This is a genomic window from Streptomyces sp. NBC_00354 (genome assembly GCF_036106915.1).
GTDB lineage: Bacteria > Actinomycetota > Actinomycetes > Streptomycetales > Streptomycetaceae > Streptomyces.
In genome coordinates, this window is the sequence record NZ_CP107983.1 from 7,350,781 (window position 1) to 7,365,914 (window position 15,134).

Below are 15,134 nucleotides of genomic sequence, written 5' to 3' on the forward strand. Positions count from 1 at the left end.
GCCGGCTACAGAAAGTAGAGGCGGCTGAGCGAGACCGAATCGGCGGGTGCCGAGACGAGGGGCTCGCCGTCGAGCGACACCAGGCCCGTGCCGGGATGCACATCGACCGTGCCGGTACGGGCGTTGCGGACCATGCTCCGCGGTCCGATCCCGCGGGTTCCGCGGACCGCCACGCGACGCCGGCGCGTCGGCATCCGATCGCCGTTGGCCACGGCGGCTTCCGCGACGAAGGCGACGGAGATGTCGGCGGCAGTGGCTCCGTACGAGCCGAACTGCGGCCCCAGGACGAGGGGTTCGCACCGGTCGGTGGAGGCGTTCGGGTCGCCGGTGACCCCGTACGCGGGGAAGCCGGCCTTGAGGACGAGCTGGGGCTTGGCGCCGAAGTACTGCGGCCACCACAGGACGATGTCGGCGAGCTTGCCGACCTCGATGGAGCCGACCTCGTGCGCGAAGCCGTGGGCGATGGCGGGGTTGATGGTCAGCTTGGCCATGTAGCGCAGGACGCGCTCGTTGTCGTCGCCGCCGGCCGCTGTGCCGTAGGAGCCGCCGCCGTCCAGGGGGCCGAGCTCGGCCTTCATCTTCCCGGCCATGGCGAACGTACGGCGTACCGTTTCGCCGGCCCGCCCCATGCCCTGGGCGTCCGAGGAGGTGATGCCGATGACCCCGAGGTCGTGCAGGACGTCCTCGGCGCCCATCGTCCCGGCCCGGATGCGGTCGCGGGCCATCGCGGCGTCGCCGGGCAGGTCGACCTTGAGGTCGTGCGCCGAGACGATCATGCCGAAGTGCTCGGCCAGCGCGTCCCGGCCGAACGGGAGGGTGGGGTTGGTGGAGGAGCCGATGACGTTCGGCACGCCGGCCATCTTCAGTACGTTGGGGACGTGTCCGCCGCCGCAGCCCTCGATGTGGAAGGCGTGGATGGTGCGGCCGTCGAGGACGCGCAGGGTGTCCTCGACGGAGAGGGACTCGTTGAGGCCGTCGCTGTGCAGGGCGACCTGGACGTCGTGCTCCTCGGCCACCCGCAGCGCGGTGTCCAGGGCGCGGGTGTGGGCGCCCATGTCCTCGTGGACCTTGAAGCCGGACGCACCGCCCTCGGCGAGGGCTTCGACCAGCGGGGCCGGATCGGAGGACGAACCGCGGGCGAGGAAGCCGATGTTGACCGGCCAGGCGTCGAAGGCGTTGAACGCATGGCGCAGGGCCCAGGGGGAGTTGACGCCGACCCCCCAGACCGGACCGAACTCCTGGCCGATGATCGTGGTGACGCCGGAGGCCAGCGAAGCCTCCATGATCCGGGGCGAGAGCAGGTGGACGTGCGTGTCGACGGCGCCGGCGGTGGCGATCATCCCTTCGCCGGAGACGATGGTCGTCCCGGTGCCGACCACCACCTCCACCCCGTCCAGGGTGTCGGGGTTCCCCGCCCGCCCGATGGAGGCGATCCGGCCCTCGCGGATGCCGATGCTGGTCTTGCGGACGCCGAGGACGGCATCGATGACGAGGACGTTGCTGATGACCAAGTCGCAGGTCTCGCGGACGGCCGCGGCCTTCAGGTGCAGACCGTCGCGGGCGGTCTTGCCGAAGCCGGCCAGGAACTCGTCACCGGGCTGCTGCGAGTCCGACTCGACCCGCACGATGAGGCCCGAGTCGCCCAGTCGCACCCGGTCTCCGGCACGCGGGCCGTGGACCGCCGTGTACGCGTACGGGTCCGTACCGTCCGCCGGGGCTGCGCCGGGGCGGCCGTGACAGCCCGCGGCGTCGAAGATGCTGCCACTCATGCCTGCTCCTGATCCTGCTCCTGGTATGCGGTGAGGTAACCCGTGGCGCGGGCCTTGGCCAGTGCGGCCTCCCGTGCGCCGGGGGCGTCCAGGGGGCCGTCGACGAGCCCGGCGAAACCGATGGCGACGCGCGCCCCGCCGATCGGCAGGAGCTCCACCAGGACGGTGGATCCGGGATCGAAACGGACCGTGGAGCCGGCCGGGACGGCGAGTCTGGCGCCGTACGCCGCCGCGCGGTCGAACGCGAGGCGGGGGTTCGCCTCGAAGAAGTGGAAGTGCGAAGAGACGCTGATGGGCACGGTCGCGGTGTTGTGCACCGGTAGCCGCAGCGTCGGTTCGGCGGGGTGGTAGCCGGCGCCGTCCCCGGGCAGGACGGCGCCGGGGGCGGCGGGCCCGGGTGCACCGCGCTGCCCGAAGGGGTCGTCGATGACGCAGAGCCGGGTCCCGTCGTCGAACACCGCCTCGACCTGGAGGCCGGTGACCACGTCGGGTACGCCGGGCAGTACGTCGTCGGCGTCGAGGACGCTGCGGCCGGCCTCGATCGCCTCGGCCAGGCGGCGGCCGTCCCGGGCCGCCTCGCACACGGTGTCCGCGATCAGCGCGGTCGCTTCGGGGACGTTGAGCTTCACACCCCGGCGGCGCCGGGCGCGGGCCAGTTCCGCCGCCGTGAAGATGAGCAGTCGGTCCCGCTCGGTCGGTGTCAGTCGCATACTGCCTCGCCTGGAAGGGATACGCCGGACTGGTGCGCGGAGGTCCTACGGGATCGGCTCGTGCATCGTGGAGCAGTGGATGCCGCCGCCGCCCGCCATCAGCCGGTCGACGTCGATCTGCACGACCGCCCGCCCGGGAAAGGCCTCCGCCAGGGCGCGCACGGCGGCGGCGTCCTTCGCCGCGTCCCCGAACTGGGCCGTGATGACCGCGCCGTTGACCACGTGGAAGTTCAGGTAGGAATCGACGAACTGGGAGTCCTTCGACCGGACGGTGTCGGGGCCCTCCACCCGGATCACCTCCAGCCGTCGCCCACGGGCGTCCGTGGCGCGGGAGAGGACCGAGAACTGCTCGCGGGCGTCGCGGGCCCAGACGTCGTCGCGGTCCGCGGGCGGGACCTGCACCATCACCACACCCGGGCCCACGAAGCGCGAGGTCACGTCGATGTGGTCGTCCGTGATGTCCTTGCCCTTGATGCCGGGGACCCAGATCATCTTGTCCGCGCCGTACGCATGGAGGACGGCGTCCTCGATCTCCGCCTTGCTCATGCCCCGGTTGCGGTTCTTGTTGACCAGGCTGCTCTCCGTGGCCATCACGGTGCCGTCGCCGTCGGTCTCGATCGCCCCGCCCTCGCCGACGAAGTCGGCCCGCCGGAAGGGCAGGCGGACGTCGTCCGCGACGAGCTCCGCGACATCGGCGTCGTAGGAGTGGGTCTGCTTGCCGCCCCACCCGTTGAAGTTGAGGCCGAGGGCGTCGAGCCCGCCGCGGGCGTCACGGCGGAAGACCGGTGCGGTGTCCCGCATCCAGAGGTCGTCGGTGGGGATCGAGCTGATGACGGTGACCCCCGGGCCGCACAGGGACCGGGCCTTGGCGGCCGTGTGGGAGTCCGGGGCGCACAGGACCACCGGTTCGTAGCGGGCGATCGTCCGGGCGATCAGGGCGATGTCCTCCTGCACCCCGGCGAGGCGCCGGCCGCCCCAGATGGACGTGCGGGACGGCCAGGACATCCACGTACGGGCATGCGGTACGTCGTCCCGGTCCACCCACCGGCCCGGCGCCGCCGCACTCGCCCGCTGAGGGGCCGCTGCCGTCGCACCCAGTGCCACACCCGCCGCTCCGAGGCCGGCGGCACCGAGGACGCGCCTGCGGGAGGGTTCGGCGGAGCCGAGCAGGCGGCTGAGGAGGGAGCGGCTTTCGCCGTCGGATGGGCTCATGGGTCTCTCCAGATCTCGTGCGCGGGGAGGCGCCGTGACTCGACTCTGACACTGACTGAAAATTCAGTCAAGATGCAGAGTGCGAGAAAACCGCCCGTCGCAGAGGCCGGAGGAGCGGCCGGCCTCGGCGGCGGGGTGGGGTGAGCTGGAGGGGGCCCGGTACCGCTACCGGTCCGGCTGGGCCAGGTGCCGGAGCTCGGCCGCGATGGCCGTGGTCATCAGCTCGCGCGCGTGTGTCAGTGGCAGGCTGCCGCTGAGCCAGCGCGAGCTCAGGCCCTCCACGAGGGCCGTCAGCCGCTCGGCGGCTCCGGCGAGTGCCGCGGCGCCCGCCATGGGCCGGACGCGGCCCAGCAGCTCGCCCACTTCCTGCACCCATACGAGCGTGGCACGGGCCAGGTCCTCGCGCAGGTCGGGGTCGAAGACCGCACTCGCCCGGAGCTCTCCCCAGGCGGTGCTGTTCTCCCGTACCGCGGGGCTGTCCTGGAACTCGAGGAGGAGGGTCTCCTCCAGCTCGCCCTGGGCGTCGAGCGGGGGCGCGTCGGGCTCCCGCTCCGTGGTGTACCGTCCCGCGCGGTCGTTGATGAACTCCAGGGTCGCGCGCAGGATCCCGGCGCGGTCCTTGAAGTGGTAGTAGATCAACGCCGTGGACACGCCCGCCTCCGCGGCGAGTTCCTCCACGCGCAGGCCGCGCACGCCGCGACGGGCGATCACCCGCGCGGCTCCTTCCATGATTGCTGTTCGACGATCCGCCACAAGCCGACACCCTACCTGGGTACCCATTGCCCCCGTACGCCCCGGTCCTGCGAATTGACTGAAAATCCAGTCAGTGTGACAGTGGGGCCATGTCACCGCAGGAGCCTTCTGTGCCCCCTTCCTTCCTGTCCCGCCGCGCCGCCCTGCGCGCCTTCGCCGGTATCGGCGGCGCACTCGCCCTCGGAGCCGGAGCCGCCGCCTGCGCTCCTGCCGAGCCGGCCGACCCCGGCGCCGGCACCCCGCCCGCCCCCGGCGCGGCGGAGAAGCGCAGGTTCGGCGCCGAGTGGGAGAGCCACACCCGGACGTTCATGTCCTGGCCCGCACTGGGGCGGGTCTGGTACGAGCAGCTGCCCGCGGTACGGGAGGACATCGCGCGCGTGGCCCGCGCGGTCGCCGCGTACGAACCCGTCGTGATGCTCGCCCGGCCCGACCAGCAGGCGGCGGCGCAGAAGGCGTGCGGCTCGCAGGTCGAGGTGATCGCGGTCCCGGTGGACGACCTCTGGGCGCGGGACACCGTGCCGGTGTTCGTCGAGGAGCCCGGCAAACTGCTCGGCGTCGACTTCAACTTCAGCGGCTGGGGCAACAAGCAGGAGCACCGCAACGACGCCCAGGTCGGCCGCGCCCTGCTCGCCAAGTACGGAATCGAGCGCGTACAGGCTCCGCTGGTCGCCGAGGGCGGCTCCTTCGAGAGCGACGGCCAGGGAACCCTGCTGGTCACCGAGAGCTCGGTGGTCAACGAGAACCGCAATCCCGGCAAGAGCCGCGACCAGGTCGAGGCCGAGCTCAAGAGCACCCTCGGCATCAAGAAGGTGATCTGGCTCGCCGGCGTGCGCGGCCAGGACATCACGGACGCACACGTCGACAGCCTCGTCCGGTTCACCGCCCCGGGCGTCGTCCTCCTGGACCAGGCGTTCCCCGGTACCCCGCCCGACGTGTGGTCGCGCGCGGCCGACCAGGCGAGGACGGTGTTCAAGGACGCGACCGACGCGCGCGGCAAGCGCCTCGAGGTCGTCGACCTGCCCCAGCCGGACCTCGACAGGATCACCGGCCGCGGCGACGCCTTCGTGTCCACCTACGCGAACTTCTACGTGGCCAACGGGGCCGTCTTCATGCCCCGGTTCGGGGACGCCAAGGCCGACGACCGGGCGAGGGGGATCCTCCAGGAGCACTTCCCCGAGCGGGAGATCGTGCCCGTGAAGATCGACACCATCGCGTCCGGCGGTGGCGGCATCCACTGCTCGACGCACGACCAGCCGGGCAAGCCCGCGGCCGAGTAGTCGGACCCCCGAGGGGCGCGCGGGGTGGTGCGGCGCGGGGCGGGCGCGCTTCCGCGCGCCGGGGTCCAGCCCCCTGACACGCCGGTCGGCGGCGGCCAGAATCAGTCGCCCGCAGGATGTTTTCGGCCTGTGCCGCACCACGACAGAGGGGGAAACACGCACGTGAAGTCCAACCACAACCGGCGTCTTCGGCGCTGGGGGCGCATGGCTGCCGTCGGCGCGGCAGGCGCCGTACTGGCCCTGACCGCCGCCAGCCCGGCGGGGGCCGCGACCTCTCCCAAGACCAACAGCCTGACACCCGCCTACGACAGCCCCTTCGCTCCGCAGGCCCTCGTCGGTGGCATCTTCGGAGGCTGGCCGGTGACCATGCGCTGCTGGCGCGACGGGGCGTGGGCCAACGGCACCAACCGCTGGTTCTTCGTCGAAGGGGGCGGATACAACCCGTTCACGGGCCGCCCGGCCTACGTCCGCGGCTTCGTGTCGGCAAACAAGATCACCAACCAGATCAGGGTCGACCGCTGCCGCTGACCCGGCACGCACCTCTGCTCCGGCCCGCCGCGCCTCGGTAGGCTGGAGCAGAGGGCGATCCGTGAGCCGTAAGGGAGTTACGGGAGGTACGGGAATGGCCGCGACCCGAGGCAGCGCATCCGCACCGACCCCGCCCGGCCCCGACCCCGGGCTCTACGGGCCCGCGTCCGTCACCTGGCAGTGCCACGGTGACCCGATCATGTGGATCGCCGGAGTCCGCGCGCTCTACCTCCAGGCCCTGCACCCGCGCGCCGTCCGCGGGGTCGTGGAGAACAGCGACTTCCGCTCCGACGCCTGGGGCCGGCTGATCCGTACCGCCGACTTCGTCGGCACCGTCACCTACGGCACCACCGAGGCCGCCGAACGCGCCGGCGCCCGCGTCCGCCGGATCCACCGGGGCCTGTCCGCCACCGACCCCGCCACCGGCGAACGGTTCCCCGTCGACGACCCCGAGCTGCTGCTCTGGGTGCACTGCGCGCAGATCGACAGTTTCCTGCACATCCTGCGCCGCTCCCGCGTCCCCCTCACCCCGGCCCAGGCCGACCGCTACGTCGACGAGAACCGCGTGGGCGCCCGCCTCGTCGGCCTCGACCCGGCCCACGTCCCGGCCGACACGGCAGCCCTCTCCGCGTACTTCGAGAAGGTCCGCCCCGAGCTCGCCGCCGGCCCCGACGCCCGCGCCGTGGTCGCCTTCCTGCGGAGCCCGCCCACCCCTGCCCTCCTCATCCCTGGCCGAAACCTGCTGTGGCGCCCGATCTCGGAACTGGCCTACGGTTCCCTCCCCGGCTACGCACACCGGCTGTACGGGCGGGCGGCGCCACCGGCGCCCGTCATCACCCGTCGCCTGCGCCTCACCGGTACCCTGCTGCGCAGCATTCCCGCAGGTCTGCGGTGGCAGCTGCCGCCAGGTCACATCTTGAAAGCGATGCGCCGCATGGGCCCCGGCAGCCGCCCCTCGGCGTACACACTGCGTACATCAGCGGCCATACTGGACCGGCCGGGGAGGGCGTAGGACGTAGCACGACAACGGGGGCGGCTTTAAGACATGGCGGAGTCCAGACTGATCCAGGGCCGTTACCGGTCGCTCGATCTGATCGGTCGCGGCGGCATGGGCGAGGTGTGGCGTGCCCGGGACGAGTCGCTCGGCCGGCAGGTCGCAGTGAAATGCCTCAAGCCGCTCGGGCCCGAGCAGGACAACCACTTCACCCAGGTCCTGCGCGAACGCTTCCGCCGCGAGGCGCGCGTCGCCGCTTCCCTCCAGCACCGCGGCGTCACCGTCGTCCACGACTTCGGCGACGACAGCGCCGCGGGCGGCCCGCTCTACCTCGTCATGGAACTCCTCGACGGCCGCAACCTGAGCCAGCTCCTGGAGGACAACGAGACGCGCCCGCTCCCCGTGGACGTGGTCGTCGACATCGCGGAGCAGCTGGCCGCCGCCCTCGGCTACACCCACGACCAGGGCGTCGTCCACCGCGATCTGAAACCGGCCAACATCATGCGGCTCACCGACGGCACGGTGAAGATCTGCGACTTCGGCATCGCCCGCCTCGCCCACGACATCGGCTTCACCGCCAAACTCACCGGTGGCGCCATGGCCATGGGCACCCCGCACTACATGTCGCCCGAGCAGATCGCGGGCGGCGAGGTCGACCACCGCAGCGACCTGTACTCCCTCGGCTGCGTCCTGTACGAGATCGCCACCGGCGCCCCGCCCTTCGACCTCGGCGACTCCTGGTCGGTGCTGGTCGGCCACCGCGACAGCGCGCCCGTACCGCTGCGCGAGCACCGCCCCGAGCTGCCCGAGTACTTCGAGCAGGTGGTCCTGGACCTGCTGGCCAAGCGCCCCGAGGACCGCCCCGGCGACGCCCGCCACCTGCACCGGCGGCTCGTCGAGGACCGCGTCGGCCCGGGCGGCCTGCCCGGCGCCCAAGCGCCCCTGCCCGCCTGGGCCGACGGCATGACCGCCGGCCGCAAGGCGGGCATCGACGCCCGCCCCGCGAGCGGCGCCTGGGCCGTGCTCACCGGCTCCTGGACCGCCGGCCGCCCCAGCGGCGAGCACCGGATCCTGCGCCCCGCCGCCGCCGAGGACCCGCGGCTCACCGCGCCGTACGGGGTCCCGTACGCCTTCGGCTCCGACGGCACCGGCCTGGACGGGGCCGGCCCCGATGCGCTAGCCGCCGGTCACACCCGCGCCTTCGCCCTCAGCCGCACGGGCCGCCCCGAGGAGGCCCTGGCCGCGTACGAAGCCGTCGCCGAGGGGCGCACCCGGGTGCTCGGCGCCGACCACCCCGACACCCTCGCGGCGCGCCAGGAGGCGGCGTACGAACTGGGCCGGCTCGGACGCCACCGCGAGGCCCACGACGTCTACCGTGCGGTGCTCGTCGCCCGGGAACGCAGCACCGGCCCGCTCCATCCCGACACGCTGCGCTGCCGCCACAACCTCGCCTGCACCCTCGGGGCGCTGGGCCGGTTCGCGGACGCCCACCGCACCGCCGCCGAGGTCGCCGCCGACCGGGCGGCCGTGCTGGGCGCCGAGCACGCGGACACGCTGCTGACCCGGTACGAGGTCGCGTACGCGCTGGGCCGCCTCGAGCGCTGGCAAGAGGCCCTGGACGGGTTCCGTCACGTCGCCGCCGTACGGGAACGGGTGCTGGGCCGGGACCATCCCGACACCCTCGCCGCCCGCTACGAGGTCGGCATCGCGCTCGGCCGGACCGGGCACGCCGACCAGGCCCTGGACCTGTACCGGGGCCTGGTCCGCGACCGCACCCGGGCGTACGGGGCCGCGGACCCCGAGACCCTCCGCGCCCGGCACGTCCTCGGCGTCAACCTGGGCCGGCTGGATCGCTGGGAGGAGGCGGTGGCAGAGGCCCGGCAGGTGGCCGCGGCCCGGGCCAAGACGCTCGGCGCCGAGCACCCGGACACCCTCGTCAGCCGCCGCGAACTCGCCGTCGGGCTCGGCCGGCTGGGCCGGTGGGACGAGGCCCTGCCCGTGTACCGGGAGCTCTCCGGCATCCGCGAACGCTCCCTCGGCGACGACCATCCGGACACGGTGGCGGCCCACGCCGACGAGGCGCACTGTCTGGAGCGGCTCGGCCAGGTGTGTTACCAAGAGCCATGACGAGCTTCGGGCACGATGTATACGACGACGTGATCGTGGGCGGCGGGCACAACGGACTGGTCGCCGCCGCGTACCTGGCCCGGGCGGGCCGTTCGGTGCTGGTCCTGGAAAGACTCGGGAACACCGGAGGCGCCGCGATCTCCACCCGCCCCTTCGTCGGTGTCGACGCCCGGCTCTCGCGGTACTCGTACCTCGTGTCCCTGCTCCCGGCGAAGATCGTGCGCGATCTCGGGCTGAACTTCGCCGTCCGCAAGCGCACCGTCTCCTCGTACACCCCCGTCGAGCGCGACGGCCGGCCCGGCGGGCTGCTCGTCGGCGGCGGAGAGTCCCGCACCCGCGAGTCGTTCGCGCGGCTGACCGGCTCGGAGCGCGAGTACGAGAGCTGGCGCGCCTTCTACGGGAGGACCGGGCGGCTCGCCGAGAGGGTGTTCCCGACGCTGACCGAGCCGCTGCCCACGCGGGCGGAGCTGCGGGCCCGGATCGACGACGAGGCGGCCTGGCGGATGCTGTTCGAGGAGCCGCTCGGGCGGGCGGTCGAGGAGCACTTCGCCGACGACCTGGTCCGGGGAGTGGTGCTCACGGACGCCCTGATCGGCACCTTCGCGGACGCGCACGACGCCTCGCTCGCGCAGAACCGCTGCTTCCTGTACCACGTCATCGGCGGCGGGACGGGGGACTGGGACGTTCCGGTCGGCGGGATGGGCGCGCTCACCGACGCCCTGTCGGCGGCGGCCCGGGCGGCCGGGGCCGAGATCGCCACCGGGCACGAGGTGCTGCGGATCGAGACGGACGGGAGGGCGCCGGCCGAGGTGACGTTCCGTACGGCGACCGGCGAGGGACGGGTCGTCGCGCGGACGGTGCTGGTCAACGCCTCTCCGCGGGCCTTGGGTGAGCTTCTGGGGGAGGCGGAGCCGGCGCCCCCGGTCGAGGGCGCGCAGCTCAAGGTCAACATGCTGCTGCGGCGGCTGCCGCAGCTGCGGGACACCTCGGTGGACCCGCGGGAGGCCTTCGGCGGCACCTTCCACATCGCCGAGGGGTACGCGGAGCTGGCTCGGGCCTACGCCGAGGCGGCCACCGGGGAACTGCCGTCCGTACCGCCCTCGGAGATCTACTGCCACTCGCTGACCGACCCCTCGATCCTCGGGCCGGAGCTCGTGGAGGAGGGGTACCAGACGCTGACCCTGTTCGGCCTGCACACCCCGGCCCGGCTGTTCGAGAAGGACAACCAGGGGGCGCGCGAGGTGCTGCTGACCGGCACGCTCGCGCAGCTGGACGCGCACCTGGCCGAGCCGATCACCGACTGCCTGGCCTTCGACGCGGACGGGCGGCCGTGCATCGAGGCCAAGACCCCGCTGGACCTGGAGCGCGAACTGCGGCTGCCCGGCGGGCACATCTTCCACCGGGACCTGTCCTGGCCGTACGCGGAAGATCAGGGCGCGGCAGGCCGCTGGGGGGTGGGGACCCCGTACGCCAACGTCCTGCTGTGCGGCGCGGGCGCCGTGCGCGGAGGCGGCGTCAGCGGGGTCCCCGGCCACAATGCGGCGATGGCGGTGCTGGGGCACTGACCGCCGTTACGCGGTGGGGCCGACCGGCTCGATGACGACGATCGGGATCTCGCGGTCGGTCTTGCTCTGGTACTCGTCGTACGCGGGCCAGTGCTTCACCATCACGGGCCAGTACGCGGCGCGCTCCTCGGGCGTCGCGGTGTGGGCCGTGCCCTGGAGGATCTTCGGGCCGACCTGGATGCGGACCTCGGGGTGGGCCGTCAGGTTCTTGTACCAGAGCGGGTGCTCATCGTCGCCGCCCTTGGAGGCGACGATGAGGTAGCGGCCGTCGGCCTCGCCGTAGATGAGCGGGGTGCGCACGGCGTTGCCGGAGACCCGCCCCACGGTGGTGAGCAGCAGGGTCTGGGTGCCGTTCCAGTCGTGGCCCTCGGCCCCGTTCGATGCGACGTACTGCTTGACGTGGTCGAGCTGCCAGGTCCCCGGCTTGGGGTCCTTCGGGTGGTCCCAGTCGATGTCGGTGGTCGCCATTGCCTGTACCTGCTTTCACTGTCGAGCTGTGTGCGGGGGTTGAACAGTGAACGAAACTCAACGACTGTCAACGGCCTCGGGCACGGCTTTTATGCCGCCGTAGGATCGAGCCATGATCGCCGATCTCCAGTGTGTGGTGTTGGACTGCCCCGATCCGCTGCGGCTTGCCGAGTTCTACCGGGCGGTACTGGGTGGAGCCGTCAACCGGCCGGACCCGCGGTGGTCGGTCGACGAGGAATGGGCGACCGTGCACGCCCCGTCGGGTCTCGTGCTCGCCTTCCAGCGGGTGGCGGACCACCGTCCGCCGCGCTGGCCGGACCCCGCCCACCCCCAGCAGTTCCACCTGGACTTCGGCGTGCCGGACCTGGACCGGGCGCAGGAGCAGGTGCTGGCCTGCGGTGCGACCCTGCTGGACGCCCGCGCCGACGCCGGCCCCGATGGCTGGCGCGTCTACGCGGACCCGGCGGGCCACCCCTTCTGCCTGGTCCGCCAGGCCTGACGTCCCCGCGGGGCGCGCCGCAGGCCCAGGTGGCCTCGCCGCTTGCATCGCAAGGCGGAGGCCCTGGTGGATCAGCGCGCGGCGTCAGATGCGGTGATTACGGGACAGCCCTTAGTCCGTCGAGCGGGTCCAGCCGGCGGCCTCGATGCGGGAGGCGTCGGCGGGGCGGTCCTCCGCGAAGAGGAGGCGGGCCGGTTCCGCCACGCGTACGACGTCCACGTACACCCCGCGGCCGACGTAGCGGCCGGTCGCGGTGTGGCGGAAGCGCAGGTGGACCGGGCGGCCCGCCCAGGCGGTGAGCGGGGCCTCCAGGCGGTGCCAGAGGCGGCCGGACCAGCCGCCGACCCTGCCTTGCGGCCACTGCTCGGGGGAGCCGCCCGTGGACCGCAGGGTGGTGAACGGCAGCGGCTCCCAGGTCTCCCCGTCGGCCGAGGCCTCCAGGTGGAGGGCGCCCTCGCCGGGCACGGTGTCCCACCACACGGCGCAGCGCAGCCGGGCGGCGGCCGTGGCCGGGGTCAGCGGGGGCAGGGTGAGTGTGCCGGACCCGCCGGTCTCCATGCCGGAGTACCAGGCGGGGCCGCCGTGCTTCGTACGGACCGGGACGGCGCGAGCGAAGCGGTTGCCGACCGCGACCCGCGGCGCGCTGCCGGCCCGCCAGGTGCGTACGGGGTGGACGGAGTTGCCGAGCAGGATCAGGAAGGAGTCGGTGGACGGGTCCAGGACCAGGGAGGTGCCGGTGAAGCCGGTGTGCCCGGCGGAGTGCGGGGTGGCCATGGCCCCCATGTACCAGTGCTGGTAGAGCTCGAAGCCGAGGCCGTGGTCGTCGCCGGGGAAGGCGGTGTTGAAGTCCGTGAAGAGCAGTTCCACGGAGGCGGGGCGCAGGATGCGCTTGCCGGCGTAGACGCCGCCGTCGAGGAGGGTGCGGGCGAGGACGGCCAGGTCCCAGGCGGTGCCGAAGACGCCGGCGTGGCCGGCGACGCCGCCGAGGGCGTAGGCGTTCTCGTCGTGGACCTCGCCCCAGACCAGCCCGCGGTCCAGGCCCGACCAGGGCGGCCGTTGCACCTCCGTGGCGGCGGTGACCCGGCGCCAGGAGAGCGGTGGGTTGTAACGAGTGCGGTGCATCCCGAGCGGAGCGGTGATCTCGTCCTGGAGCAGGAGATCCAGAGTGTGACCGGTGATCCGTTCCAGGAGCAGCTGTAGCGCTATGAGGTTCAGGTCCGAGTACCGGTACACCGTCCCGGGGGCCTCCTGCGGGCGCACGGCCCACAGCATCCTCAGCTGCCCCTCGCGCGTGGACTGCTGGTAGAAGGGCGCCCAGGAGCGCAGCCCCGAGGTGTGCGTGAGCAACTGGCGGACCGTGATCAGCTCTTTGCCGCCGCCGGTGAACTCGGGCAGGTACCGGTCCACCGGAGCCTCCAGCTCCAGGTGCCCGCGCTCCATCTGCTGCACGGCCAGGAGCGAGGTGAACAGCTTGGTCAGCGACGCCAGGTCGAAGACGGTGTCCTCGGCCATCGGGATGCGCTGCGCCGCCGGGAACTCCCGGACCCGGTCGGTGCGGCCGTCGTAGTCCGCGTACCGGACCGCCTCGCCCATCGCGCGGTGCAGGGCGATCGTGCGGCCCCGGCCGGCGAGCACCACGGCCCCGGCGTAGTAAGGGTGTTCGGGGGAGGGGCCGAGGAACCGCCGGGCCTCGTCGGCCGCCGCCTCCAGGTGCTTCTCGACGAGTCCCGCCTGGCGTGCGGAGCCGTACCGCAGGCGCAGCCCCTGGAGTGCGCGCCGCTCGGCCGGGTTGCCCGAGGCCCCCGCGGCCCCGGGCAGCGCGGCATGCAGGACGAGCACCCCGCCGAGCGCCAACAGCCGCGCCCCGAGCCGCCGCCGGCTCACCCCGCCCCCCACCGTGCCCGCGCCCGGCGCTTCCGGCCCGCCCGGGCCTCGGCGGCGCGCCTCCTCGTCCCCCGTGTTCTCCTCCATCAGCGGCCTCCTGTTCGCCGAATCGGCTTCTCGAAGTATCTGCCCGCCGGCGCGGCGGGCCCCGCACCGACCGGCCCGTAAAGAATCTGACGATGCATCAGAAAACCTCTTCCCTCGGCCGCCGAGCTGCGGCATGCTGCCGCCCATGGAGACGGAGCTGAGCAAGAAACTGGGAGTCGAGCACGCCATCTTCGGCTTCACGCCCTTCCCGGCGGTCGCCGCGGCCATCACCCGCGCGGGTGGATTCGGCGTCCTCGGCGCCGTTCGCTACACCGCTCCCGACGACCTCAAACGCGACCTCGACTGGATGCAGGAGCACACCGACGGCAAGCCGTACGGCCTCGACGTCGTCATGCCCGCCAAGAAGGCCGTCGACGGCATCAGCGAGGCCGATATCGAGGCGATGATCCCGGTGGGCCACCGCGAGTTCGTGCGCGACACCCTGGCCAAGCACCACGTCCCCGAGCTTGCCGAGGGCGAGGTCTCCGGCTGGCGGATCACCGGCTGGATGGAGCAGGTCGCGCGGGGCCAGCTCGATGTCGCCTTCGACTACCCCATCAAACTCCTGGCGAACGCCCTCGGTTCCCCGCCCGCCGACGTCATCGCGCGCGCCCACGACCACGGTGTCCTGGTCGCCGCCCTCGCCGGCAGCGCCAAGCACGCCCGCCGCCACGCCGAAGCGGGCATCGACATCGTCGTCGCCCAGGGCTACGAGGCCGGCGGCCACACCGGCGACATCGCCACGATGGTCCTGGTCCCCGAGATCACCGAGGCCGTCGCCCCGCTCCCCGTCCTCGCCGCCGGCGGCATCGGCAGCGGCGAGCAGATCGCCGCCGGCCTCGCCCTCGGCGCCCAGGGCGCCTGGCTCGGCTCCCTCTGGCTCACCACCACCGAGGCGGACCTGCACTCCCGCGCCCTCACCGAGAAGCTCCTGGCCGCCGGATCCGGCGACACCGTCCGCTCCCGCGCCCTCACCGGCAAGCCCGCCCGCCAGCTCCGCACCGAGTGGACCGACGCCTGGGACGACCCGGACGGCCCCGGCGCGCTGCCGATGCCCCTGCAGGGGCTGCTGGTCGCCGAGGCCGTCTCCCGGATCCAGAAGTACGAGGTCCAGCCGCTGCTCGGCACGCCCGTCGGCCAGATCGTCGGCCGGATGAACTCCGAACGCAGTGTCCAGGCCGTCTTCGACGAGCTCACCAGCGGCTTCGAGCGTGCCATCGACCGCATCAACCGCATCGCCGGCCGGGCCTGAGAGGTGTGA

At 73.0% G+C, this 15,134-nt stretch carries 13 protein-coding genes; 7 read left to right on the forward strand and 6 right to left on the reverse strand.

Annotation, left to right across the window (positions count from 1 at the left end):
• Positions 1–5: 5 nt before the first annotated feature.
• From OHT74_RS33735 to OHT74_RS33750, 4 genes are all read right to left on the reverse strand, one after another.
• Positions 6–1,769 (reverse strand): urease subunit alpha, encoded by a 1,764-nt coding sequence (locus OHT74_RS33735; protein ID WP_328622283.1) that lies wholly within the window; start codon positions 1,767–1,769, stop codon positions 6–8.
• Positions 1,766–2,479: an urease subunit gamma gene (gene ureA, locus OHT74_RS33740; RefSeq protein ID WP_328622284.1), complete on the reverse strand. Its 714-nt coding sequence runs from the start codon at positions 2,477–2,479 to the stop codon at positions 1,766–1,768. The genes OHT74_RS33735 and ureA overlap by 4 nt, the downstream gene beginning before the upstream one ends.
• A 45-nt stretch (positions 2,480–2,524) precedes the next feature.
• Complete coding sequence (locus OHT74_RS33745; protein WP_328622285.1) at positions 2,525–3,691, reverse strand: agmatine deiminase family protein; 1,167 nt, start codon at positions 3,689–3,691, stop codon at positions 2,525–2,527.
• A gap of 165 nt (positions 3,692–3,856) precedes the next feature.
• On the reverse strand, positions 3,857–4,420 hold the full coding sequence (locus OHT74_RS33750) for a TetR/AcrR family transcriptional regulator (protein ID WP_266669849.1): 564 nt from the start codon (positions 4,418–4,420) through the stop codon (positions 3,857–3,859).
• Between the two features lie 113 nt (positions 4,421–4,533).
• On the opposite strand from OHT74_RS33750, the gene OHT74_RS33755 reads away from it, so the two are divergent.
• From OHT74_RS33755 to OHT74_RS33775, 5 genes are all read left to right on the forward strand, one after another.
• On the forward strand, positions 4,534–5,721 hold the full coding sequence (locus OHT74_RS33755) for an agmatine deiminase family protein (RefSeq protein WP_443047614.1): 1,188 nt from the start codon (positions 4,534–4,536) through the stop codon (positions 5,719–5,721).
• Positions 5,722–5,883: 162 nt separating this feature from the next.
• The gene (locus tag OHT74_RS33760; RefSeq protein ID WP_328622287.1) at positions 5,884–6,249 is read left to right on the forward strand and encodes a hypothetical protein; all 366 of its coding nucleotides are present in this window, start codon (positions 5,884–5,886) and stop codon (positions 6,247–6,249) included.
• A 94-nt stretch (positions 6,250–6,343) separates the two neighbouring features.
• Positions 6,344–7,261 (forward strand): oxygenase MpaB family protein, encoded by a 918-nt coding sequence (locus tag OHT74_RS33765; RefSeq protein WP_328622288.1) that lies wholly within the window; start codon positions 6,344–6,346, stop codon positions 7,259–7,261.
• A 33-nt stretch (positions 7,262–7,294) separates the two neighbouring features.
• Positions 7,295–9,370 (forward strand): serine/threonine-protein kinase, encoded by a 2,076-nt coding sequence (locus OHT74_RS33770; RefSeq protein WP_328622289.1) that lies wholly within the window; start codon positions 7,295–7,297, stop codon positions 9,368–9,370.
• Positions 9,367–10,935: a phytoene desaturase family protein gene (locus tag OHT74_RS33775; RefSeq protein WP_328622290.1), complete on the forward strand. Its 1,569-nt coding sequence runs from the start codon at positions 9,367–9,369 to the stop codon at positions 10,933–10,935. Before OHT74_RS33770 ends, OHT74_RS33775 begins: the two co-directional genes overlap by 4 nt.
• A gap of 6 nt (positions 10,936–10,941) precedes the next feature.
• Here OHT74_RS33775 and OHT74_RS33780 read toward each other — a convergent pair whose 3' ends face one another.
• Positions 10,942–11,403 (reverse strand): nitroreductase family deazaflavin-dependent oxidoreductase, encoded by a 462-nt coding sequence (locus tag OHT74_RS33780; RefSeq protein ID WP_328622291.1) that lies wholly within the window; start codon positions 11,401–11,403, stop codon positions 10,942–10,944.
• Positions 11,404–11,515: 112 nt separating this feature from the next.
• On the opposite strand from OHT74_RS33780, the gene OHT74_RS33785 reads away from it, so the two are divergent.
• Positions 11,516–11,902, forward strand: a complete 387-nt coding sequence (locus tag OHT74_RS33785) for a VOC family protein (RefSeq protein ID WP_328622292.1) — start codon at positions 11,516–11,518, stop codon at positions 11,900–11,902.
• A 111-nt stretch (positions 11,903–12,013) separates the two neighbouring features.
• Here OHT74_RS33785 and OHT74_RS33790 read toward each other — a convergent pair whose 3' ends face one another.
• Positions 12,014–13,873 carry a serine hydrolase gene (locus tag OHT74_RS33790; protein ID WP_328622293.1) on the reverse strand — a complete coding sequence of 620 codons (1,860 nt, stop codon included), beginning with the start codon at positions 13,871–13,873 and terminating at the stop codon, positions 12,014–12,016.
• Positions 13,874–14,018: 145 nt separating this feature from the next.
• On the opposite strand from OHT74_RS33790, the gene OHT74_RS33795 reads away from it, so the two are divergent.
• The gene (locus OHT74_RS33795; protein WP_266669869.1) at positions 14,019–15,125 is read left to right on the forward strand and encodes an NAD(P)H-dependent flavin oxidoreductase; all 1,107 of its coding nucleotides are present in this window, start codon (positions 14,019–14,021) and stop codon (positions 15,123–15,125) included.
• Positions 15,126–15,134: the final 9 nt, after the last annotated feature.